20 protein-coding genes and 1 pseudogene are annotated in these 22,981 nt (G+C 59.3%); 8 read left to right on the forward strand and 13 right to left on the reverse strand.

Features of this window, described 5'->3' with window-relative positions; translation table 11 throughout:
* Positions 1-31 precede the first annotated feature (31 nt).
* The 8 genes from NE357_RS15725 to gspG form a co-directional block, all read right to left on the reverse strand.
* Positions 32-1,141 (reverse strand): substrate-binding domain-containing protein, encoded by a 1,110-nt coding sequence (locus tag NE357_RS15725; protein WP_169430643.1) that lies wholly within the window; start codon positions 1,139-1,141, stop codon positions 32-34.
* Between the two features lie 338 nt (positions 1,142-1,479).
* Positions 1,480-2,691 (reverse strand): type II secretion system inner membrane protein GspF, encoded by a 1,212-nt coding sequence (gene gspF / locus NE357_RS15730; protein WP_169430644.1) that lies wholly within the window; start codon positions 2,689-2,691, stop codon positions 1,480-1,482.
* Positions 2,691-4,097 (reverse strand): type II secretion system ATPase GspE, encoded by a 1,407-nt coding sequence (gspE, locus tag NE357_RS15735; RefSeq protein WP_169430645.1) that lies wholly within the window; start codon positions 4,095-4,097, stop codon positions 2,691-2,693. Before gspE ends, gspF begins: the two co-directional genes overlap by 1 nt.
* Complete coding sequence (gspD, locus tag NE357_RS15740) at positions 4,094-6,445, reverse strand: type II secretion system secretin GspD (protein WP_169430646.1); 2,352 nt, start codon at positions 6,443-6,445, stop codon at positions 4,094-4,096. Before gspD ends, gspE begins: the two co-directional genes overlap by 4 nt.
* The gene (gene gspM, locus NE357_RS15745; protein ID WP_169430647.1) at positions 6,442-6,987 is read right to left on the reverse strand and encodes a type II secretion system protein GspM; all 546 of its coding nucleotides are present in this window, start codon (positions 6,985-6,987) and stop codon (positions 6,442-6,444) included. The genes gspD and gspM overlap by 4 nt, the downstream gene beginning before the upstream one ends.
* Positions 6,980-8,137: a type II secretion system protein GspL gene (gspL, locus tag NE357_RS15750; protein WP_169430648.1), complete on the reverse strand. Its 1,158-nt coding sequence runs from the start codon at positions 8,135-8,137 to the stop codon at positions 6,980-6,982. The genes gspM and gspL overlap by 8 nt, the downstream gene beginning before the upstream one ends.
* Entirely contained in the window at positions 8,134-9,087 is a 954-nt protein-coding gene (gspK, locus tag NE357_RS15755) for a type II secretion system minor pseudopilin GspK (RefSeq protein ID WP_169430649.1), read from the reverse strand. Before gspK ends, gspL begins: the two co-directional genes overlap by 4 nt.
* An 8-nt stretch (positions 9,088-9,095) precedes the next feature.
* Positions 9,096-9,554: a type II secretion system major pseudopilin GspG gene (gene gspG / locus NE357_RS15760; protein ID WP_283241340.1), complete on the reverse strand. Its 459-nt coding sequence runs from the start codon at positions 9,552-9,554 to the stop codon at positions 9,096-9,098.
* A 146-nt stretch (positions 9,555-9,700) separates the two neighbouring features.
* Here gspG and gspI point away from each other — a divergent pair, with 146 nt between their 5' ends.
* Positions 9,701-10,081 carry a type II secretion system minor pseudopilin GspI gene (gspI, locus tag NE357_RS15765; RefSeq protein ID WP_445576620.1) on the forward strand — a complete coding sequence of 127 codons (381 nt, stop codon included), beginning with the start codon at positions 9,701-9,703 and terminating at the stop codon, positions 10,079-10,081.
* Positions 10,082-10,187: 106 nt separating this feature from the next.
* On the opposite strand, the gene NE357_RS15770 is transcribed toward gspI, so the two are convergent.
* The 3 genes and pseudogenes from NE357_RS15770 to NE357_RS15780 form a co-directional block, all read right to left on the reverse strand.
* Positions 10,188-10,487, reverse strand: a complete 300-nt coding sequence (locus NE357_RS15770; RefSeq protein ID WP_169430650.1) for a hypothetical protein — start codon at positions 10,485-10,487, stop codon at positions 10,188-10,190.
* 235 nt (positions 10,488-10,722) lie between these two features.
* Entirely contained in the window at positions 10,723-13,104 is a 2,382-nt protein-coding gene (locus NE357_RS15775) for a hypothetical protein (protein ID WP_212633387.1), read from the reverse strand.
* A 204-nt stretch (positions 13,105-13,308) separates the two neighbouring features.
* Positions 13,309-13,605, reverse strand: a pseudogene (locus NE357_RS15780) (hypothetical protein); the annotation flags it as partial.
* 156 nt (positions 13,606-13,761) lie between these two features.
* On the opposite strand from NE357_RS15780, the gene NE357_RS15785 reads away from it, so the two are divergent.
* The 7 genes from NE357_RS15785 to NE357_RS15815 all read left to right on the forward strand — a co-directional run bounded on the left by NE357_RS15785 (position 13,762) and on the right by NE357_RS15815 (position 20,828).
* Complete coding sequence (locus NE357_RS15785; RefSeq protein WP_169430651.1) at positions 13,762-14,781, forward strand: LacI family DNA-binding transcriptional regulator; 1,020 nt, start codon at positions 13,762-13,764, stop codon at positions 14,779-14,781.
* Positions 14,765-15,769 carry an ABC transporter substrate-binding protein gene (locus NE357_RS15790; protein WP_169430652.1) on the forward strand — a complete coding sequence of 335 codons (1,005 nt, stop codon included), beginning with the start codon at positions 14,765-14,767 and terminating at the stop codon, positions 15,767-15,769. Before NE357_RS15785 ends, NE357_RS15790 begins: the two co-directional genes overlap by 17 nt.
* A 51-nt stretch (positions 15,770-15,820) precedes the next feature.
* Complete coding sequence (locus NE357_RS15795) at positions 15,821-16,639, forward strand: ABC transporter permease (RefSeq protein WP_432760330.1); 819 nt, start codon at positions 15,821-15,823, stop codon at positions 16,637-16,639.
* On the forward strand, positions 16,636-17,430 hold the full coding sequence (locus NE357_RS15800; protein ID WP_169430653.1) for an ABC transporter permease: 795 nt from the start codon (positions 16,636-16,638) through the stop codon (positions 17,428-17,430). The genes NE357_RS15795 and NE357_RS15800 overlap by 4 nt, the downstream gene beginning before the upstream one ends.
* Positions 17,427-18,458 (forward strand): ABC transporter ATP-binding protein, encoded by a 1,032-nt coding sequence (locus tag NE357_RS15805; protein ID WP_169430654.1) that lies wholly within the window; start codon positions 17,427-17,429, stop codon positions 18,456-18,458. Before NE357_RS15800 ends, NE357_RS15805 begins: the two co-directional genes overlap by 4 nt.
* 24 nt (positions 18,459-18,482) lie before the next feature.
* Positions 18,483-19,316 (forward strand): phosphodiesterase, encoded by an 834-nt coding sequence (locus NE357_RS15810; protein ID WP_169430655.1) that lies wholly within the window; start codon positions 18,483-18,485, stop codon positions 19,314-19,316.
* A gap of 192 nt (positions 19,317-19,508) precedes the next feature.
* Positions 19,509-20,828 (forward strand): OprD family porin, encoded by a 1,320-nt coding sequence (locus tag NE357_RS15815; protein WP_169430656.1) that lies wholly within the window; start codon positions 19,509-19,511, stop codon positions 20,826-20,828.
* A 564-nt stretch (positions 20,829-21,392) separates the two neighbouring features.
* On the opposite strand, the gene NE357_RS15820 is transcribed toward NE357_RS15815, so the two are convergent.
* Both NE357_RS15820 and NE357_RS15825 read right to left on the reverse strand, forming a co-directional pair.
* Positions 21,393-21,779, reverse strand: coding sequence for a DUF6124 family protein (locus NE357_RS15820; protein ID WP_169430657.1), 387 nt, complete (start codon positions 21,777-21,779; stop codon positions 21,393-21,395).
* Between the two features lie 429 nt (positions 21,780-22,208).
* Positions 22,209-22,922, reverse strand: coding sequence for a hypothetical protein (locus NE357_RS15825; RefSeq protein ID WP_169430658.1), 714 nt, complete (start codon positions 22,920-22,922; stop codon positions 22,209-22,211).
* Between the last annotated feature and the right edge of the window lie 59 nt (positions 22,923-22,981).

A 22,981-nucleotide genomic window follows, 5' to 3' on the forward strand; every position in this document is an offset into this window, starting at 1 on the left:
GCCATTCGAACGGCGGACTGCGGATGAAACCTTACAGAGGACGGCCGATGCCGTTGCAAACGCTGGCGTTGTTGATGTTCAGGTTGTTGCCGGTGGAGTTGGTGATGAAGTTGGCGGTCACAGCATTTTTCCAGTTGGTCGGAACCACGCTGAAGCCGTGAGCAATGGTTGCGGCGGCATTGCCCGGCACGCTGTAGTGAGTGGTCAGGAAGGCTTTGACGTCAGCCGCCACGGAGGCGTCCTTGTAGCACTGGCCGAAGATGAAGTTGGTGTAGGCAGCGATCGGGTAACCGCTGGTTGGGTTGGCAACCACTGGAGCCCATTGCGCCGGGTTGGCTGGTGCGGTTGGCAGTGCGACCGAAGACAGCGCGGTCGTGACGTTGGCCGGCGTCGGCTGTACGCCGTTGACGCGAGAAACCACGGCGTTGCTGCTGGCGTTCACGCCGTCCGGGCCGACATAACCGATGGAGCCGTCAACGGCGTTCACGGCAACAGCGACGTCAGCGGTGTTGGCAACACCGACGAAAGTCGATGGCAGCGCAGTACCGGCTGGCAGCAACGAGTTGGCGAACGTGGTGTTGACCGAGAACTTGCCCGGGCAAACGTTGTTCAGGTGACGGGTGAGGATTTCCGAAGTGCCGCTGGCAGTGCTGCGATACACAACGCGGATCGGCGTGGCATCAGAGTTGCCCAGCAATTGGCCCCAAGTGGTCGCAGTACCGGAGAACACATTGCAGAGCTGGGCGCTGGTCAGGTTCAGAGCCGTCTGGCCGGCTTTTTTGTATGGGATGGCAACCGAAGTGGCGACCGACGGCAGTTGGATCAGCGGGCCGTACGAAGCACCGAAGTTGGTGTTGTAGGTGCTGATTTCCGAAGCGCTGAGGATCGAGTCGCTGCCGGCGAAATGCACCGAACCGGTGGTGCTGAACAGCGCCGAGTTGTTGGTCAGGAAAGCGGTCTTGCCGGTGCCGCTACCGGTACCGACGTAGCTGAAGTTGGCTGGCAGGATGCTGTTGCTAGAGCCTTTGTACAGAGCGGCAGGCAGAGTCGCGCCACCACCGGTTACGTTGGCGGCCATGGCCTGGGCGGAAGCCAGGGCAGCGACGGTCAGGGAAGCTGCGATCAGAGTGCGCTTGAACATGAAGAATCTCCTTTTCAACGTTGGTTGTGAACACAGGTTTTCAGGGGACTTGCATGACACTGGGAAGACTCACCGCCGACCTTCGCAAGCGGGGTCCGTGGTTAAGTCGCACTGAGAAATTCGCAGTTTCCGGTGACAGATAAAGGAAAAAACCTCGGGAGGTGCAGGCTGATTTTCGAGGGATTTTCTCGGGTGTTTGCGCCGTTGTGCGGAGTGTCTGCGGCAAGCTTTTCGGGGGAATCGGCCACAGCCCTTGAAGGGCCGTTGCAGATGACAGAAAGGAGAACCCGAGGATGCTGTTTTTGGCGCTCGGGTGAGAGCTGGCGCCGATAAAAAAACTACTGCACGAGTTGGTTGATCTCGATGATCGGCACCAGCACCGCCATCACGATCACCAGCACCACCCCGCCCATCACCACGATCATCAGCGGCTCCAGCAACGCGGTCATACCCATCGCCCGGCGCTCGATATCACGGGACAAGGTTTGCGCTGCACGCTCGAGCATCGGCGGCAGTGCGCCGGTTTTCTCACCGCTGGCGATCAGGTGAATCAGCACCGGCGGAAACACATTCTCCACTTTCAGCGCTGCCGCCAGGTTGACGCCCTCTCGCACCTTGGCGGTGGCCTCATTGACGCTCAGGCTCAGACGATCATTCGACAAGGTCTGCCGCGCCGCTTCCAGCGCCCGCAACAACGGCACGCCGGCGCCACCGAGAATCGCCAGCGTCGAGGCGAACCGTGCGGTGTTCAACCCCAGCACAAACCGCCCGATCAGCGGCAGCTTCAACACCCGATGATGCCAGCTCAAACGCGCCGCCGGATTGCGCAGATACAAGCGCCAACTCCAGAACGCAGCGGCCATGACCCCTGCACACAACCAACCCCAGGCGCGGATGAAATCACTGGCATTGAGCATCGCCAGCGTCAGGCCCGGCAGATCCTGCCGGGCCTGGGAAAACGCGCTGACCACCTGCGGCACCACATAGCTGAGCAGGAAAATCACGATACCAATCGACACCAGCCCGACCACACCCGGATAGATGAACGCGGTGAGAATCTTGCCGCGCAGGTTGTTGCGTTCCTCGATGTAATCCGCCAGCCGCTCCATCACCTGCGCCAGATCCCCGGACTCCTCGCCCGCCGCAATCAACGCCCGGTAAATCTCCGGAAAATCCCGAGGCCGCGCCGCCAGCGCTTCGGCCAGGCGCATGCCGCTGCGCACGTCGGCGCGTACGGCGCTGAGGGTGTGAGCGATGTGCTTTTTCTCGGCCTGTTCGACCGTGGCGCTCAGCGCCGCTTCCAGCGGCAGACTGGCACCCAGCAGGCTCGACAGTTGCCGGGTGGTCCATGCCAGATCGTTATCCGACAGCTTGGCGCTGAACAACCCACCGCCGCCATGTTGGGAGACGTTGCTTTCCCTCTCCACCGACAACGCCGTCAGGCCACGACTGCGCAGCACGCCAAACGCGGCGCCCTGACTGTCCGCCTCCAGATGCCCGGATTCGATCTTGCCGCTGGCATCGGCGGCTTCAAAACGATAGCGATTCATCAGGCGTCCCGTGTCACACGAAGGATTTCTTCCGGCGCCGTGGTACCGCTGCGAATCCAGCGTTCGCCGTCCTCGCGCAGGCTGAACATCCCGGCCTTGCTCGCCGCCGCACGCAACGCCTGTTCCCCTGCCCCTTGGTGGATCAGCGTGCGGATGTCGTCATCGATGCAGAACAATTCATGAATGCCGGTCCGGCCGCTGTAACCGGTGTGATTGCACGCCGCGCAACCGACCGGGCGCCAGGTGCCGGGCATCGCCGGGTCTTCTTGTTTGCACTGATTGCACAACCGTCGTACCAAGCGCTGAGCCAACACACCGAGCATCGACGAAGCCAGCAGAAACGGCTCGACGCCCATGTCGACCAAGCGGTTGACCGCCGACACCGCATCGTTGGTATGCAACGTCGCCAGCACCAGGTGACCGGTCAGCGAAGCCTGCACCGCAATCTGCGCGGTTTCCAAATCGCGGATCTCGCCGATCATGATGATGTCCGGGTCCTGCCGCAGAATGGCGCGCAACGCGAGGGCGAAGGTCATGTCGATCTTGGCGTTGACCTGAATCTGGCTGATGCCCGGCAGATCGTATTCCACCGGGTCCTCCACGGTGAGGATGTTGCTGGTGCTCGCATCCAGCCGCGCCAGCGCCGCGTAGAGACTGGTGGTCTTGCCGCTGCCGGTCGGGCCGGTGACCAGCACGATGCCGTGGGGCTGGCGGATCAGGTGATCGAGTTTGGCCAGCACCTGCGCGTCCATGCCCAGGGTCTCCAGATGCAGGCGCCCGGCCTGCTTGTCGAGCAAACGCATCACCACCCGCTCGCCATGGCCGGTGGGCACGGTGGAAACACGAATGTCGATCGGTCGCCCCGCTACGCGCAGCGCAATGCGCCCGTCCTGCGGCAGGCGTTTTTCGGCGATGTCGAGCTGGGCCATGATCTTGATCCGCGACACCAGTGCACCGTGCAAGGCCTTGCGCGGCGAGACCACGTCGCGCAGGGTGCCGTCGACCCGGTAGCGCACCACCGAATGGGTTTCGAACGGTTCGATATGAATGTCGCTGGCCTCGTCCCGCGCTGCCTGGGTGAGCAAGACATTGATCATGCGGATCACCGGCGCGCCGTCCTGGGTGTCGAGCAGGTCAGTGATTTCCGGCATGTCCTGCATCAGGCGGTCGAGGTCGACTTCGTTTTCCGCCGCACCGACCACAGCCGCCGCGCTGCCGGTGTCGGCGTAGGCCATGGCCAGCAGGCCGTCGAGTTCGTCATCGCGCACCCGCTCAAGCCTGGCCGCGCCGAACTGCCGACGCACCTCGCTGATCGACCAGCCCGGCGTCGACGGGCACACCGTCAGCACGCCGTCGCGCAGCAGAATCCGCTGCGCCTTGGCCCAGGCATAAGGCAATGCGCTCATTGCAACGGCACCGCTTTGATCGTCGCGCGCGGGCCGGACACCGGTGCCGGCACGCCTTGGGCGGTGGCGGGCAATTGCGGCGCCTGCATGTCCGGCATCGCCCAGCTGCGCTCCGGTTGCAGACCGCCCTGGGCGCGGCGCATGAAGTCGTAGCGGTTAAGCGTGATGCTGCGCCCCGCCGCGCTGTCGCGGATGATGTACGGGCGCAGGAACACCATCAGGTTGGTCTTGGTGATCGAACGACGCTCGTTGCGAAACAGCGCGCCGATCCCCGGGATGCTCGACAGCCACGGCACCGCGTCATTGCTCTGGCTGTAGCCGTCCTGCAGCAGGCCGCCGAGTACCATGATCTGCCCGTCATCCAACAGGATGCTGGTGTCGAGTGCGCGTTTGCTGGTGACGATCCCCGCCGAGTTGGCCGCCGCCGAAGCGCGTTCGTCGATGCTGCTGACTTCCTGATAGATGTCGAGCTTCACCGTGCCGCCCTCGGAAATCTGCGGCCTCACGTTGAGCTTCAAGCCGACTTCTTCCCGGGTCACGGTCTGAAACGGGTTGTTGCTGTTGCCACCGCCACCGGTGACGTAGCTGCCGCTGACAAAGGGGATGGTCTGGCCGACGAAAATGCTCGCCGCTTCGTTGTCCAGGGTCAGCAGGTTCGGTGTCGACAGCACGTTGGTGCCGCCCTTGCTCTTCAGCGCCCGGGCCAGCACTTTCAGGTCGAGGATCTTGCCGATCCCGGGGATGTCGACGGTGCCGTTGACGTAGCCAAGGTTCAAACCTTTGGGCAACACGTCGACACTGGTCTTGCCGTTGACGTTGATCCCCGAGCCACCAAGGTTGGCCCCACCGATCACGCCGTTGCCGGCCAGATTGCCGGTCTGCCATTGCACGCCGAATTCGCTGGCATCGTCCTCGCCGACTTCGACGATCAGGCTTTCGATCACCACTTGCGCACGGCGCTGGTCGAGCAGATCGATGACTTCGCGCAGGTTGCGGTACAGCGGCTCCGGCGCGGAAATCAGCAAGGTGTTGGTGGTCGCATCCGCCTGAATGGTCACGCCGCCAGCGCTGAACGCGACGTTCTGTTCGCTGCTTTGCGCGTTACTGCTGCCGCTGGTGGCGCTGCTGCCCTGAGCGTAACTTCCGCCGGTGCTGCCGTTGTTGGTGGTCGACGTACTGCCGTTGGTTTGTGTACCGCTCTGGCCGTTCTGCCCGCCGCCCGAGTTGGTGGAGCCGCCCATCGCACTGAGTACTGAGCGTGCACTGTCGCTGGTGCCGCTGTCGCTCTCGCCGGTCAACAAACCGCGCAAGGTCTGGGCCAGTTTGCCGGCCTGGGCGTTGCGCAGATACACCACGTGCAGGTTGCTCGGGTTGCTCTGGGCGTTGTCGAGTTTGTAGATCAGGTTGCGCGCCAGCTCCGTGCGCTCGGGGCTGCCGGCGCGGATGATGATGGTGTTGGAGCGCGGGTCGCCGATCACTGCGATTTTCTGCGTTGGATCGTTGCCCGGCGCGTCGAGCAGGTCGGCGACCATCGGCGCGATGTCGGCGGCGATGCCGTTCTGGATCTGTACCACGTCGGTGTCGATGGCGCTCGGCGTATCGATGCCTTGAATCAGTTGCGCGACCCGCGTGAGGTTCTCGGCGTAGTCGGTGACGACGATGGTGTTGTTGCCCGGATAGGCATTGATCGGATTGTTCGGCGACACGATCGGGCGCAGCACCGGGATCAGGTTCACCGCGTTCTCGTATTGCAGGCGGAACGTGCGGGTGAGCATGCCGTTGCCCGCCGGTTTGTCGGCGCTGTAGATCGGCCCGCCGAGCAACTTGGCGTCAGCCTCCGGCACCACCTGCGCCACACCGCCGACATCGACCACACTGAAACCCTGCATGCGCAGCGCCGCCAGCAGCATGTCGTAAGCCTGATGCGCCGGCACCTGGCCTTCGGAGACCAGCGTCAGGTTGCCCTTGACCCGAGGATCCACCAGAAACTGCTGACCGGTGGAGCGCGACAACGCCCGCACCACCGCTTGAATATCGGCATCGACAAAATTCAGCGTCACCGGTTGATCGCCCAACGGATTGGCCGGCAACGTCGTGCCCCGCGCCGAACCGCCGCTGCGGGCGCGCTCGGTGATGTTGTGCAATGGCTTGGGCGCCGGTCTGACCTGAGCCTGCGCCCGCTCGCGGTCGAGCACCGCGTCGCCGCTGCGCTGGGTGTTGGCCAGCGGCCGGCCGAGTTCGCTGTCCACCAGCAGCGGCGGTTGATTCGGTGGCGTGGTGTTGCTGCACGCGCTCAATGCCATCAACAGCATCGGCAACGCCATGCGTTTGGATCCTGACCCCTTCATGAAGCTTCCTTAGCGCCCAGCGCCTGATCCATGCGTACGGTGCCCGACAGAGTGCCGGCGGTGTCATCGGTTGCGGTGTCGTCTGTGCGTTGCAGGCGCGCCTCGACCACTTGCAGTGAAAAACGGCGGGGCTGGATCAACAACCAGTCGAGGACGGCGTCGGCGGGGGCTGCGTCGAAGGTCAACTGCCACCCTGCAGACGCGGCCGCCAGTTGGTAATGGCCGCCCAGTCCGCCAGCCTGCAAGGTCTGTTGCAGCGACTGCTCCAGGTTCTGACCGTCTGGACGTACGCTGACGTCGCGCAACAGCACTTCCAGCGCTTCGGCCTGGGCGCGCAGCTTCGGGGTTTCGACTTGCGAGGCGGCGATCTTCTTCAGCGGCGGCTGAATCAGCGCCACCCACACAAACAGCCCCAGCAACAGCGCCGCCATGCCGCCGACCATGCGTTTTTCCCGCACGGCCAACGGCTGCCAACGGGCCTGCAACTGAGCATTCAAGCGCTGCCAACCGGCGCGGTATTTCGCCAGCGCTGGGCTATTCATCTTCGGCTCCGCTGCTGTCGTCGTTGTCAGCGACAGCGGCCACCTCGCCGGCCGGGCGCAAGACCCAGCCGTCCTCATCGGCGCTGACACTGACTCCTGCCTGGGCCAGCGCCGCCTGCCAGTCCTTGTCGTTACCCGAGCGCCGGGCCTCAGGCAGCAGACGCAGTTGCAGCACACCGTCGACGAACGCCAGACGCTGCACCGTGCCCGCCATGAACGGCATGCCGCTGCCGGCCTGCAACACCAGCCGACTGAAATCCTGACCCGGCGCGTCCTGCGCGCCTTGCTGGCGTGCTGCGATTTGCTGACGGGCCTGTTGCAGCGGATTGAGGATCACCGGCAACTCGGGGAACGCCTGCTTCACCCGCTGCGCCATCTGCGCCTTGATCTGTTGCCCTGCCCCGGCCTCGCGGGCGGCGTACAGGTTCAAACCGATCACCCAGACCACCAGCGCCAGCGCAGACAAACCCACCGCCCGTCCCCAGCCCCGACCTTCGGCACCGGGTTGCTGAATGCCGCCGTGCAGGCCCCAACTCGGTAATGGCCCGGACCAGCGTTGTGCGTCGGCCAATGTCGACTGCACCGCCTGCGGCGCGCCCTCACCGATCCAGTGCGCAGGCAGGGCAATTTCCATCAACCACGCTTCATCGATCAACGGTTGCACCTGCGCCGAGTCCGGCCCCTGACGCAACAACAAATGATCGCCGAGCAGTTGCCCGACGCCGCCGGCCATCACCGGCAAGCTGTAGGCCGCCGGGTACAGGCCTTTCAGGTTCAACCCGGTCTCGTGCAGCAACTGCCCGAAGTATTGCAAGTCCCGGCGCGGCAACCAGGCCATCTGCACCTGCCCCGAAGCGTCGCGCGGGCCATGGGCGACGTGCATCGTGGTGATGTCGCTGAGCATCAGCGCCTGCGCGGCGCACTGCACGGCGGCGGCGGTTTTGCTGGTGGCCAACGGCGGCAGGTTGATGCTCGCCAGCAGGCTGTCGGTCGGGTGCAGGAAACACACCAGCGGCAGCTTCGGCAGTTTGCGCAGCCGTTGACGATCCTGGCGAGTGACCTTGCCGTGGCGGTCCAGCCACGCGCAGTCCAGCTCACTGTCGAGATTGAGTTCCGCCAGTGGCGGCAAACTTACGCGCAAGTGGTTCATACGCCCACCCGCGACCAGATCACCTGGGGCAAACGATCCTCGCTGCGATGCAGCAACGCATCGAGGCTGACCCGCCGCTGATCGCGCCGCGCCTGCCCACGCAAACGGAACCAGTCGCTGGTGATCCCGACCTTGACGCTGGTGATCTCCAGTTGCGGCAAGCGCAGGCGATTGACGAAATCCCCGCGATTGATGAACCAGCGCCCGGCGTCGCGTTCATTGATCAGTGCCTGCGCCCGCTCCAGCGACAGCCCCGGCACATAAGCTGCCAGCACCGGCGCCGTGGCGGTGTTGCCGTTGAGCCAGGTGGTCGCCGGAATCACCGTCAGGTACGGCGCCAGTTTCATCAGCACCGCATCGTTGACCCCGTCGACACTGCGCAGGTCTTCAAGATTGCGCAGCATCGGCAAGGTTGGCGATTGCGGTTTGCGCGAGGCAGACGGCGACGTGCTGCGGCCGCTGTCGAAGGTGTTTTTCGTCACAGGTTTATCCGTCAGTTGTGCATTGAGCAGATGCGGATACGAGCCGATCACCCGCTGACTGATGCGACGACTCAACGCGTCGCTGATACCGATCAACCCACACAGGCGCTCAAAGGCCTGAACCTGGGCGTCGTCGATCCGTTCGTTGGCCACCAGATTGCGCAGGTTGAACTTGCCCTGCTCATCCTCCAGCCGCCCTTCGAAACCTTGAGTGTTCAACTGCTGCGCCCAGGGTTGATCGAGTCGGGTCAGCGGATCGCGTTGCCGCGCATCCCACAACAATTGCCGGCTGATCTCCAACCCGCCGTGCAGCACCCAACGGCCCTGCACGCGCAATTGTTCGGCTTCCAGCGCCCGGGTCGAAACGCTCTGACGCGTCAGCATCCCGGCGGCGATCACCGCGACCACCGCCGCGATCAGCAGCGCACTGATGATCGCCATCCCCTGCTGGTTCGATTGGCTGTTCATGACCGGCCTTACAACTGCCAGGAACCGATGTCGGCATTCACGCCTTCGCCGTCAGGCTGGCCGTCGGCGCCGAGGGAAAAGATGTCGATCTCGCCGTTGGCACCGGGATTGAGGTATTGATAAGGACGACCCCACGGGTCATTCGGCAGGCGCTCCAGGTATGAGCGCCAGTTGGTGTTCTTCGCATCGGCTGGGCGCTCCACCAACACTTTCAGGCCCTGGCTCTGGCTCGGGTAAGTGCCGTGATCGAGGCGATACAGCTTCAGCGCCTGCATCAACCCGCCAATGTCCTGCTTCGCCGCCGTGGCCCGCGCCTGATCCGGCCGGTCGAGCACCTTGGGCACCACCATCGCCGCCAGAATCCCGAGAATCACCACGACCACCATGATCTCGATCAGCGTGAAACCCTGCTGCCCACGGGGCATCCGGCTCGGTCGACCGGGTTGTTTGAATTGCGCGATATCCATCTCGTCATTCCCTGGCTTGATTCGATTCGACGCGCAGTGTTGCAAGAAGATATGTCAGGGATGTTGAAAATCCTCGGGAGTTTCCGTCGTCAAGCCGTCAAGCACGGGCGTTAGCGTCAAGGGCTGCCCAACAGCCCGAGCCCCCGATGCGCACCCCCTCTCCGCAAGCCGGATTCACCCTGATTGAAGTGCTCGTCGCGCTGGCGATCATCGCCGTGGCCATGTCCGCCGCCGTGCGCGTGGCGGGGTTGATGACGCAGAGCAGCGGGATCTTGCGGGATCGCTCGATTGCGATGATTGCGGCGCAGAGTCGGATGGCGGAATTGCGGCTGGAGGGGCGGTTGCCGATGGGGTTCAAGGCGATGGAGTGTGATCAGGGGCGGTTGTTGTTGCGGTGTGAGCAGGTGATTGGGGGGGCGGAGAATGGGCGGTTGTTGAAGGTGGGGGTGCAGGTTTTTGATCGGGGACAAGAGCGGCCCCCTTTGGCTCGGCTTGAAACGTTGCTCAGTCGCCCGGAAACCCCCTAGCCCGCTCAAATACGTCAGGCACGATGTATCAGGAACAGATCGGGATCCTTGAGGACCTCGCGCCTCAAATCTCCCGATCTTCACTCACAACCATTGAATCTGTTTTCTACTGTTGAACCACTGAAAATGTTCTGGAAGCTGACCAAGGACCGTCAGCAACGGCCGCAATCATGTGTGCACCCAGAGCAAGCTCACTTAAAACCAGTAACCAATGGCCTGCTGTGTCAGCAGGGACAGTACCTTTCAACATTGTTCCATCGAACACTTTGACGTTCGTCCCTGGTTCCGAGTGACCTGCGACTGTCACACTGGTATCAGAGGTTTTTCCGTTTTGAGGTACTTCACCCTTGGAATCCCTGATAGAAACGATCACGGGTGCGGTGGCATTGGACTTGGATGTAGACATATCAGTAACTCCGTTTCGTGAGATTGTTTTGACGGAGTGATTCAATCGTGGACCGCAGGAAGCGTCACCTGTCAGATCTGACAGGTATTCGGATGTTTACGACCAACGGTCATTTCTCTTGTATTCGTTTTTCACCCTGCTCGATCACTGGGTGAGCAGCTCAAAGACATGACGGTGACGCGATGGAGCGGTGAATGTCCGGATGCGCCTTCAGAGCCAAATAGCGACGACGTTATTAAGGATGCCGCGATGCGGTACCGGGAATTTTTATATAGGTCCTTGTTCGGGAAACAGAGGCTTTCACAGCACCCACCGATTTGATCCTGTACCGTTTCACCGGCCCGTCGATAGCGTCCGCCTTGACTTGGCTCATGGTCAAAGCCAACTTGTAATGCAGCTCAAGCACGCTATCGTTTCCCAGCTCTTTGAGATAGCTGTATGGCACATCCTGAAAATATTCCCCGTCATTTATCCATTTCTGATTTACCGACGCGCCCGGGACATTCCAAACCTGACGATTGTGCTCTTTATCCGTGGCAGTCTTGCCTTTCAATTCCAGCCAAACAGGCTGACCAGCCTTCATGAATGCCCAGATCCCCGCACGCAAAGTACCGCCCTCCGTGACGTCGCTGAGATCCAGCTCATCGCCATCAGCCTGTACGATGCTGAGTTTATCCAACTCCGCGGCAGGTAACGGCAAGAGGTTTACAGTCAGCGTGCCCGACGAGGTTTTACTGCCGGCCTCCGTGACTTCGTACTTGAGTATGAAGGTTTTAGCTGCGTTGCCGACGTTGGCAGCAATGGCCTCAGAATCAATCGAAAACTCCACACTCCCACTCTCCGCGCCCTGCATGGGTGGAATCGTAGGGGAGCCGACTCCCGGAGTGCCGGACATTATCAACTGAATGCTTTGCTCCTTATTCATACCGGGATAGGCAACGCTCACCTGTACACCTGATTTGGCATCAAGAGCGGCCAGGTTCACACTCGCGCTGACATCTGGCGCGTGTGGCACTTGCAGTATCGGACTTTGAGCAATTTGGGCCTGAGGATCATAAACAAAGATGCGGCCATCAGACGCGCTCAAGTCCACCCGGACAATGGGCATGAACTGCCCCGTCTGCTGAAAATAATCGCGCTGAAAAAAGCGAGCGCTCGTTAACGCCGTTTCATTTGTATAGAAAAAGGCTTGAATGGGGAGCTGTCGCGGAATGTTCTGGGGCCATGCGCCGATGACGACCTCGTTATGAAGCCTGCGCATACCAGGATCAGGAAGGTGAGATCTAACATCAACACTCATCGCAAATTCGGATTGATTTGGACCGAAACTACAATGGTGCCCATAAACCCCATTCAACTGATCGTAGTAAACGCGCCATGTTGCGATATCGATAACACCTTGCTCCAAACAGGGCTTGCTAATGGGTAACGCCATATACTCGTTACAACTGTCGCTTCGAGTATCGGTAGCGGCATCAAACGGATAGGCGCATCGTACGGTAAGGGGAAAACCTGTGGGTGCCGCCATTTCCTTGAGGATCAAACCTTGGCTTTTCGAATACAAAAAACTCTTGGTGCCGACATCCTCACGCACATAGGAAAATGCCACGCCATTCCGCTCTACCGATCCGAGGCTTGGGTTCCACGCATGGTAGTTAGGTGAAGCACTTGTCACTCTGATCAACACGCCATTGCAGTCGTAGGCGGGCGTGTTACCACGACAAGCAGGCGTAGTATCGGCATAACGTGCATTCAGCTTATCGGCCACTTGATAACCGATGTACAACTGATCCTGCTGATTGAATCCGAATACCGCACGCTCTGCCTGAGCCAAATCCATTCGCAGAATTGGCAGCCAATTCCCGGTAGTTGCAAAGTAGTCATACTGATCTTTCTGTGCCGCGAACAACGAACCTGATTTATTCGCATCGTAAAAAAGCGCCTGCATCGGAATTTTTTGGGGTGTGCTTTCGTCCCAGTTACGTATCTGCAACTGGGTAGGTCTGGCCGACCAATCGCTGTCGATGCCTTGATGCGCCAGCAGGCTGGCCTTGAATAGCATGGGATTGAGGCTGCTCAACGAGCATTGCTTTGTGGGTTGTCGGCCTTGTTGCTCGAAGTGCGCCAGCCAACTCGCTGAATCACTCACTCCCTCGCTTGCGCAAGAGCTCGCGTCGGCGGCCTGTCGACTTGCCGCTGACAGGCCGCAACCGAAACCAGCACGGCTCTCAACAGGTTCAAACGCGAAAGGATAGGCGCAAAGAACGTCTAGTGGCTGATCCTTGCCGATGGCCGTGAATGAATCACTGAACACCATGCCGTTGGCTGACGACAATGTCTGCGTACCCAAATCGGCACGCAGATAGACAAAACTTTCCGCCCCCAATTGCGCGGCCACATCATCGTGTTTCCAGAACTCGATCATCGGAGTGCTGCCATGCAACATGACGCCGCTGCAAAAATACGCCGGGTTGCCGCCCGCACACTCTGTTTGCACGTTTTGATAGCGCTTGTTGAGCAACTGTGCGATTTCCGGGCCGGTTGCGGCTTCACCCAAGCTATTGAACAGTAGCAATACCAGCAGCCACGACCTCATCCACGTCCATTCCATTTGCATGATGCTGCGCCTCGATCTCAAGCTTCGAACGGGCCCAGGAGTAAACCCGGTCCACTGTCAGGCAATCATTAGTTGTGCATGGCGAACATTTCTGTTCAGGCATGAATACACGGGATGATTGAAGGCTTGAAACACAGCGGCTGTCACCTGTCATATCTGACAGGTGAGTGGAACTTCAAGATGAATGGTCATTTCTTTAGAACAATGGGGACTGATCTGTTTTCTTTTCTGATGCCGCGTTTCGATTTGCTTTAGCGACGTTTTCAGGTCTTCAAGGTTCTTGGCGAAGATCGATTCTCCAACACCGATTGATGTAGAGCCTTGCGAAAGAACGGATTCTATCTGGCTCCGATAGCGGACCATGAAGCTCGCTTCTTCGTCGGACATGGGCTTGAGTGCCGCGTCCACTTTCTGAGCCGCTTCCATGAGCAACACTTCTTCACGTGTGCACTGGGGATTGTTCGGATCGCTCAACACGATGAGCTGCCCGGGCTTGGCGTGCAGGTCGATTCCACGCCACGGTAGACCTTTTTTCTTGGCGGGATGCGCAGGATAACGGGTGAGCGTCTGACATCAAAACGTCATTTGTTCATCGCAGGAGTGCCATGTTTCCCGAGTAATGTCATCGCCAATGAGATCGATCTCAAGCGAGTGAACATGACAGATTTGAAAGAGGTTGCACGGCTGGCAGGTGTTTCGCGGGCGACCGCCGCGCGAACCTTTGCCTCCCCCGAAGTTGTGCGTCCGGCGACCCGAGAGCAAGTATTCGCCGCCGCGCGTCAGCTAGGTTTTCGGCCTAATCGCCTCGGCCGCCAACTACGCTTGCAAACCACCAACCTGATCGGCGTGGTGGTGCCCAATCTGCTTAACCCTGTGTTCGCCGAGCAATTTCAGGCGATGGAGCAGGCCGCACGCTTGCACGGTTACAACCTGTTGCTGGCAACTACCGACTACAACAGCGAGCGCGAAAGCGCGGTGGTCGAGGATTTGTTGCGCCAAAGGGTCGATGGTCTGGTCCTTACCGTGACTGATGCCCAGAGCAGTCGCGTGCTGCAAAACCTTGCCAACGAAGACACGCCTTTTGTGCTGGCCTATCACCAGCCCGACAATCCTGACTACAGCGCTGTGTCGGTGGATAATCGCGCCGGCATGGCGCTCGCCACCCGTTATCTGCTGGAAACGGGACACTCGCAGATCGGCATGGTTGCCGGTCCAGCCTTGCAGTCAGACCGCTCTCGACTGCGTTACGCCGGTTATCTCGACGCTATGCGTGAGGCCGGCCTCGACAGCCTGCCGGTGATCGAAATGCCTGCCCATACCCAGGCAGACTTCGCCGTCATCGAGCCCTTATTGCGCAGCCCGCAGGCACCCAGTGCGCTGGTCTGTTCCAACGACTTGCTGGCGATCAGTCTGATCGCGGAACTGCGGCGCAACGGCTGGAACGTGCCCCGGCAGCTCTCGGTCATTGGCTTTGACGGTATTTCCCTTGGTACTCAAATGCACCCGACGCTGTGCAGCGTCGTTCAACCCATCGCGGCGCTGGCTTGCACCGTGATCGATCAACTGTTGGCGCAGATCGCTGGCGCCGCACCGGTTTCCCATTGCCTGCCCTGCCATATCCGGTCGGGCGAAAGTACTCAGCCCTACGAGGAGATGTTTGATGATCCGATTCAGTAAAACCCTGGCGGCGTTGCTGCTATGCGGTGTGACCAGCCTGGCACAAGCCGCCGAAACGGCGATTTGCTACAACTGCCCGCCGGAGTGGGCGGACTGGGGGGTGCAGCTCAAGGCGATTGCCGACACCACCGGTGTGCAGGTCCCACTGGACAACAAGAACTCCGGCCAGTCACTCGCGCAACTAGTGGCCGAACAGGCCGCTCCGGTGGCCGACGTGGTGTATTACGGCGTGACGTTCGGTTTACAGGCGCAAAAAAAAGGCGTGACTGGAACTTATAAGCCCAAGGGTTGGGATCAGATTCCAGTCGGTCTGAAAGATCCGGAAGGTCATTGGTTTGCGATTCACTCCGGCACCCTTGGCATCATGGTTAACGTCGATGCACTGGGTGGTTTGCCGGTTCCGCAAAGCTGGGCCGATCTCCTCAAGCCCGAATACAAAGGCATGGTTGGTTATCTTGATCCGTCCAGCGCTTTCGTGGGTTACGTATCTGCCGTGGCCATCAATCAGGCAATGGGTGGCACCCTGGATAACTTCGCCCCCGCCATCGATTACTTCCGGAAACTGGCGAAAAACTCGCCCATTGTGCCCAAGCAGACGGCTTACGCGCGGGTACTGTCCGGCGAGTTGCCAATTTTGGTCGATTACGACTTCAACGCCTATCGGGCGCGTTACAAGGACAACGCTAACGTAGCGTTCGTGATCCCCAAAGAAGGCAGCATCAGCGTGCCTTACGTGATGAGCATGGTCGCCAACGCCCCGCATCGTGCCAACGCCGAGAAGGTGTTGGATTTCGTCCTGTCCGATCAAGGTCAGGCGCTGTGGGCTAAGGCGTACCTGCGACCAGTACGTGCGGTGAAGATGCCTGCCGACGTCGCCGCGCAGTTCCTGCCGGACAGCGAGTATGCACGGGCCGGCGTAGTTGATTACGAACACATGGCGGCGGTGCAGGAAGCCTTCTCGGCGCGTTATCTGAGTGAGGTCAAGTAAGTGACGGCTTCGGTAGTAAAAGCCCGGGAAGTCCGGTCGGGTTGGTCCATCGTGCCGCGCTTGCGACCGACAGCTGCCTGGGCACTAGCGCCAGCAGCAGCTGTGCTGTTCGCATTCTGGTTATTGCCGCTGGCGCATCTGATAGTGCTGGGTGGGCAAAGCCGCGACAGCAGCGACAGCGGTTACTGGCAAGTGCTTGGCAGCGCGCAATACCTGGGCAGTCTGGCGCAGACCTGCATTCTTGCTCTCGTGGTGACCCTTGCGGCGCTGTTGGTGGGCGGTATCAGTGGCGTGTTTCTGGCTCGCCAGCGCTTCTTCGGCCGCTCGGCACTGGTCGCCTTATTGACCTTTCCGCTGGCGTTTCCCGGCGTGGTGGTCGGCTTTCTGGTGATTCTGCTGTCCGGTCGTCAGGGGCTGTTCGCCACACTCGGCCTTGAGCTGGTGGGGGAGCGCTGGATTTTTGCCTACTCGCTGACGGGGTTGTTCATCGGCTATCTGTACTTCTCGATTCCGCGGGTGATTCTCACGGTGATGGCCGCTTGCGAAAGCCTGGATCGTAGCCTGGAAGAAGCCGCCCATTCACTGGGGGCGGGTCATTGGCGAGTGGTCTGCGATGTCATTGTGCCCGGCCTGGCGCCGGCATTGGTCTCATGTGGGGCGATCTGTTTCGCGACCTCCATGGGCGCATTCGGTACGGCCTTTACCTTGGGCACTCGGCTGAACGTGACCCCTGTGGCGATCTACAACGTGTTCACCAATTACGCCAACTTCGCTGTGGCGGCTGCGCTGTCGGTGGTGTTGGGTGTGGTGACCTGGGCCGCGCTGCTGCTGACCCGGCGGCTGGTCAAACAATCGGGGACTGTATTGTGAAACGCTCAACGCTGTTTGTCGGGCAACTGGTTTTTACCTTGCTGGTCTGTGCCTTTATGTTGGTGCCCGTGCTGATGTCGCTGCTGGCGGGGCTGACGCGCAATTACTTCGCAGGCCTGTCCAGCGGATTCACATTCGACTGGTTGATACAGGTTTGGCAAACCTATTCGCCGACTGTCTGGCTATCCCTGCAACTGGCGGTGGCCTGTGCTCTGTGTGTCTGCGTGATTGGCGTACCGGCGGCTTACGCGTTGGTGCGGATGAACAATCGCTTCAGCCGCGCGTTCGAAGAACTGATGGTGTTGCCCGTGGCGATGCCAGGCCTGGCCAGCGCCTTGGCCTTGCTGCTCACCTATGGTCAGTTCGGTGGGTTTCGCAGCAGCTGGTTATTCATTCTCGTCGGCCATGTGCTGTTCACCCTGCCATTTCTGGTTCGCCCGGTGATGGCTGTGATGCAACGTCAGCACCTGCCAACGCTGGAAGACGCAGCGGCCAGTCTTGGCGCCGGGCCGATCCAGCGTTTCTTCAGTGTGGTGGTGCCCAACTGCCGGGCCGGGATTCTCGCCGGGGTGTTGATGGTTGTCACCCTGTCGTTGGGTGAGTTCAACCTGACCTGGATGCTCCATACCCCGATGACCAAAACATTGCCGGTGGGCTTGGCCGACAGTTATGCCTCGGCCAGGCTGGAAGTCGCCAGCGCCTACACCCTCATATTCCTGTTGATGATCGTGCCGCTGCTCATTGCGCTGCAGGCCATCAGCGCCCGTATTTCCCGAGGAAAGAGCCGATGACCGGAACCACCATTCGCCTTGAGGGTTGCCGCAAGGCGTTCTCTGACGGCACCGTTGCTGTGCATGATTTAAACCTGACCATCGAGGCTGGGGAAACCTTGGCGATTCTCGGCCCGTCCGGTTGCGGTAAAACCACCACCTTGCGCCTGATCGCCGGTCTGGAACGCCCGGACGTGGGGCAGATATTCTTTGGCGACAGCGATGTCACACGCCTGCCCATCGAGCGCCGCGACGTGGGCATGGTGTTCCAGAACTATGCGTTGTTTCCGAACCTGGATGTGGCCGGCAACATTGTTTACGGCCTGAAGATTCGCGGTCTTACCGCCGCCGAACGCAACAAGCGTTGTTCGGAATTGCTGGAATTGGTCGGTCTGCAAGAACATGGCAAGCGCAGCATTCACGAGTTGTCCGGCGGTCAACGCCAACGTGTCGCCTTGGCCCGAGCACTGGCACCTCGGCCGCGGGTGTTACTGCTCGACGAACCCTTGGCTGCGCTGGATGCGCAGTTGCGTGAGCGCTTGCGCAGCGAGCTGGATCAGTTGCTACGTGGTTTGGGAATCACCGCGGTGTTCGTCACCCACGACCAGGGAGAAGCCATGGCGTTGGGGGATCGCATCCTGGTCATGGAGCACGGCCGCGTCGCGCAATTGGCTTGCCCGCGGGAAATCTATCAGCAGCCGGCCAACGCTTTCGTGGCCAGTTTCGTTGGCAACCTCAATGCTTTTTCTGTGACCGAGCGTACGTCCCATGGCTTGAGAGTCAGTGGTGGCGAGTTGCCGTGGAGTGGCGCGAGTCTGCCCGCCACCGTGTACTGCCGCCCTGAGCATTTGCGGGTGACGGACAACCAGGGTCATCTGCGCGGGCGTCTGGTGGGGCAGTTTTTCCAGGGTGCACACAGCCGCTTGCTGGTGGATGTGGGTGCTTCACAGCCATTGTTGGTGGACAGCGCCGATGGCGTCATCCTCGCCCCCGGCACGCTGATTGCCTTGGCCATCGAGCCGCAAATGCTGTTTACCCTGCATTCGTGATCTTTAGTTTTCAGAGAACTTATCTTGAATCGTCCGTTTCTCATTGCGCAGATCAGCGATCTGCACCTTAAAGCCGGTCAAAGGCTGACTTACGGCGTCGTCGATACCCTCGGCGCGTTGCGGCGTGCTGTCGATCATTTGAATCGCCTCCATCCGCGTCCCGACATCGTGGTGATCAGTGGCGACCTGGTGGACTTCGGTCGACCTGATGAATATGCCGTGCTGCATCCCGAACTGGCGCGCCTGGCAATGCCTTGCTACCTCGTGCCTGGCAACCACGACAATCGCGAGCATTTGCTGGCGGCATTTGCCGATCATGCCTACCTGCCGATGTCTGCCGGCGCACCACTGGATTGGGTGGTTGAAGAGCACCCGGTGCGCCTGATCGGTCTGGACACGACGATCCCCGGCGCTCATGGCGGTCAGTTGCTGGACAGCCAGTTGCACTGGCTCGATGAGCAACTGGCTCGTCGTCCCGATGCACCGACGTTATTGATTCTGCATCACCCGCCATTTATCAGCGGTATTGGTCATATGGACCGCGAGCCGTTCATCAACGCGTCGGCGCTTGAGCAGATCATCGCCCGTCACCCGCAGGTGGAACGCTTGCTATGCGGACATTTACACCGACCGATGCAGCGGCGTTTCGGTGGCAGCCTGAGTTGTGTGTGTCCCGGTACCTCACATCAAATCGTGCTGGATCTACAGCAAACCGCCCCGGCGCATTTCAATCTGGAACCGGCCGGGTATTTGCTGCATCGCTGGCAAGCGCAGCAGGGGCTGGTGACCCATAACGCCGTGTTTGGTGAGTATCCCGGACCGTATCCGTTTTACGACGCACATGGATTGATCGACTGATGGCACAGAGATTTTTCAAGGCGTTTTTTGACGAAGTTCTTCGGAGGTTTTAACCCATATCATTCTCTGCGCACGGTTCAGATCTTTCTTGATGATTAGTTAACGCATTGGTCAATCGCCTGATTGGCTGAGTGCTTCCCGCTGTCCTTTTAATGTGCCCGGAACATAGGTTCTGCGCTGGAGTTCGTCCTGATGAAAGCCACGCTTCAAGTATTAAGTTTTTTGACCGGCGGCCTGAGTATTGCCATGAGTCCGTTCGCCTCTGCTGATTTCATTAAAGACAGCAAAGCCAATTTGAACTTGCGCAACTTCTACTTCAACAATGATAACCGCGATGGGGCCGCTGCTCCTTCGAAGACCGAAGAGTGGGGGCAGGCCTTCATGCTCAATTATCAATCCGGTTTTACCGACGGCACTGTGGGGTTCGGCCTGGATGCCATTGGCCTGCTGGGTTTGAAGCTCGACAGCGGTGCGGGTCGTCATGTCGGTGGTTCGATGTTCCCCAATGACGGCGACAAGGCTGCGGACCAATGGGGCCGTGTCGGTGCGACTGCCAAGATGCGTTTCTCGAAGACAGAGCTGCGTTACGGCACCTTACAGCCGAAGTTGCCGGTAGTGGTCTCCAATGATGGCCGGCTGTTGCCTCAAACCTTCGAGGGCGGACAAGTCATCAGCAATGAAATCGATAACCTGACCGTCACTGCCGGCCAACTTGAATACGCCACCGGGCGTGCTTCCAGCGATAGCGCAGGTCTGGCCGTTGCGGGCGGCACAAAGGAAAGCAATAAATTCACCTTTGCCGGTGGCGATTACAAACTGACGAAGGACCTGACCGTTCAGTATTACTACGCCAATCTGGAAGACTATTACCAGCAGCACTTCGCTGGTTTGCTGCATGTGTTGCCGCTCGGTGAATACGGTTCGCTGAAAACCGATCTGCGTTATTTCAAGACCACGTCCGATGGCAAGAACAGCAGTGCGGCCGGTCGCGCCAACGGTTACAAGTTCGGGGGTTACACCAAAGGCGGTACCGGTGAAATCGACAACGATACCTGGAGCGCGGCGTTCATTTATTCGTTGGGTGGCCATGCAATTACGGCGGGCTATCAAAGTGTTTCCGATGACAGCAATTTTGCGCAACTCAATCAGGGTGGCCTGGTCGATAAAGGCGAGGCAGGTGCCAGTCTTTATCTTTACACCGACCGCACCATTCAGACCTTCATCCAGGCGGGGGAGCGGACCGCATTCGCGCAGTATGCCTACGACTTCGCTGCACTGGGTGCTCCTGGCTTGAAGGCATCGGTGATGTACCTCAAGGGCGACAATATTCAGACTGCCAGCGGCAAGGACGCAGGCGAATGGGAGCGCGATATCTCTCTGGACTATGTGATCCAGAGCGGTGCGTTGAAGAACGTCGGTTTTGGCTGGCGGAACGCGATGTCTCGAAGTGATATCGCCCGCGACCAAGACCAGAATCGCCTGATCGTGAGCTATACAATTCCGTTGATGTAAGGCGTAAAAGTTACTTACGAAACTCAGACGCGCGAATTTGTCTGACAGTCGTTGATTTGCCTTCAAAGCGAGCGGCTGCTATTGGCCAATTCTGTTGAAACAGTCGGTCTGCCCAAACTGCCAGATCATTGACTGGTGAAAACGCCTTTTTGCACGCCGCTACGTGAAATCCGAGTCCGGAAGCCTCTGCCAAAAGTAGAGATTTCAATCTCGGACGCGTACTTTTTTGATGTGCAAACCATGGCCGACTTTTTCAACAGAATCGGCTGAAAGCGGCTGCACGCAATTTCCTGGAGCTCGATACCTGCTCTGTTGATAGCTCGCGCTGCATCCTGTTCTATTCAAAGAAAGGCGCCTGCTTGCGCGTCGACACCATGGGTGAGCAGCTCAACGACATGACGGTTACGCGATGGGCCGATGAGTGTCCGGATGCGCCTTCAGAGCCAGATCGCGGCGACGCGGGTTAAGAAACAAAGGGGACTGAATGAAATAATTCAGTCCCCTCCCCCCCTAAATCCCTGTGGGAGCGAGCTTGCTCGCGAAGGCGTCAGAATTTACACCAGCCTAATCAGCAGGTGATCCCGAGGGCTGCTTCACCGGCAATTGCAAATTATCCAACGCCCGATTCACCGCCAACTCCCCGAGCATGATCAACTGCGCAATCCCAACCAACGCCCGACGCTGCGAAGCCGGCACCAGACTGGCGATGTTCTGGGCAATGGTTTGGGCCGAAGCGAGTGTTTCACTGGCATCAATCAGCAGTTCTTCGTTTTTGTTGTCCGCCGTCACGGCATACATCCCGCGGGTTCTGCGTGGGGGCGGCGTGGAGCCGGGCGGACAGAGGTAATGGTCGAGCGCGCGATCGGCGGCTTCGTGGAGTTTTTTGGAATCGATGGATTCGTAGGGGGAAACCGATTCGGTTTCGGGCGGGTTGGGTGTTGGTTTGATCATGAGTGAATCTCCAAATCATAGAAAAGGAGCCATCATCTTTCGCTACCAAACGAAGGGGTGGTGGCCATACGAAGGTTGGTAGACCGGTGACTTGGAGAACCGGCGCGCCCGAAGACGCCCTGCGCATGGCCACCATAAATACACAGCCCCAAAAAGGCCTGTATCGGGTGACGCTATGCGCCAAGTCTAAGCCGGGCTACCAAACCCGATCGCTGACTCGTCAGCGACCGCACCACAATAGAACCCGTCCCCAAGGCGCACAAGCCGGCGGATTCTGGCGTAGCTGTAGGCAACGGCGCAAGGATATGTAGCCTGAGAGAGTGTTTGGAAATGTCTTTTTAAACATTGGTGTTTATCAAGACCTTACTGCGGCACCTCCCCACTTAAATAAATCCGCCCCATAACCGGCAGTACTCACCTATCGAGCACTCATGACTGAGCATACGCAGCTTCAAAATCATTGATCGCTTGGTTTACTTTGTATCGAAGCATCAGCGATGCGGAAAGCTTTACCATTGCTTCAAACAGGATATGCCCTGATTGAATCTGGCATTGACCAACACAATGTCCAGCATACCCGCCAGCTTCATATGCGTAGACGTTGTAAAAAACCCTCCCTGACTCCCGTCTCAACCCTGCAGTGAGAAGTGCAATAGCGCCGTCTGCCACTTGGGGCTCAGGCCGTGAAAACTCCAGAACGTCATCGAACGGAACGAACATAGCTGAAGCGGACATTACAAATAGACTCGCAATATCCAATGCTTCCTCAACGTTTTTGAGCTCAGGTGTAGCGTACTCGTGCTCAAGAAAATTTCGCATATCGACAACTTTACGCAACAGACTGGGCGCCAATAATCCAAGCGCCCTTACTCGCTCGATCTTTTTTGGCACGTTCCATCTAAGTGATGGATAGCCGAAGGAGATCAGTAACTGATCAAGCTGTCCGACAATGGCTCGTTTCACATTGGTCGTTGCGTTCACAAGCGCGGCCAATCCGCCCCGCTCAAAATCTTCTTCGGCCAAGATCAAAAATTCCATTGGAGAAATTTTCAGATCTGTCATTCCAAAACTTCCACCTCCTAACGCCACTCCACTTTTACTCAAGTCAAATCCATGAGCGACGCAAAACTCTTTGATATCCATCTCAGCTCCTGGCTAATCGGCGAGTCGAAATCAGTGTATCAGTGACGACATGGCCCACC

The sequence above is a fragment of the Pseudomonas sp. G7(2022) genome (assembly GCF_052660475.1).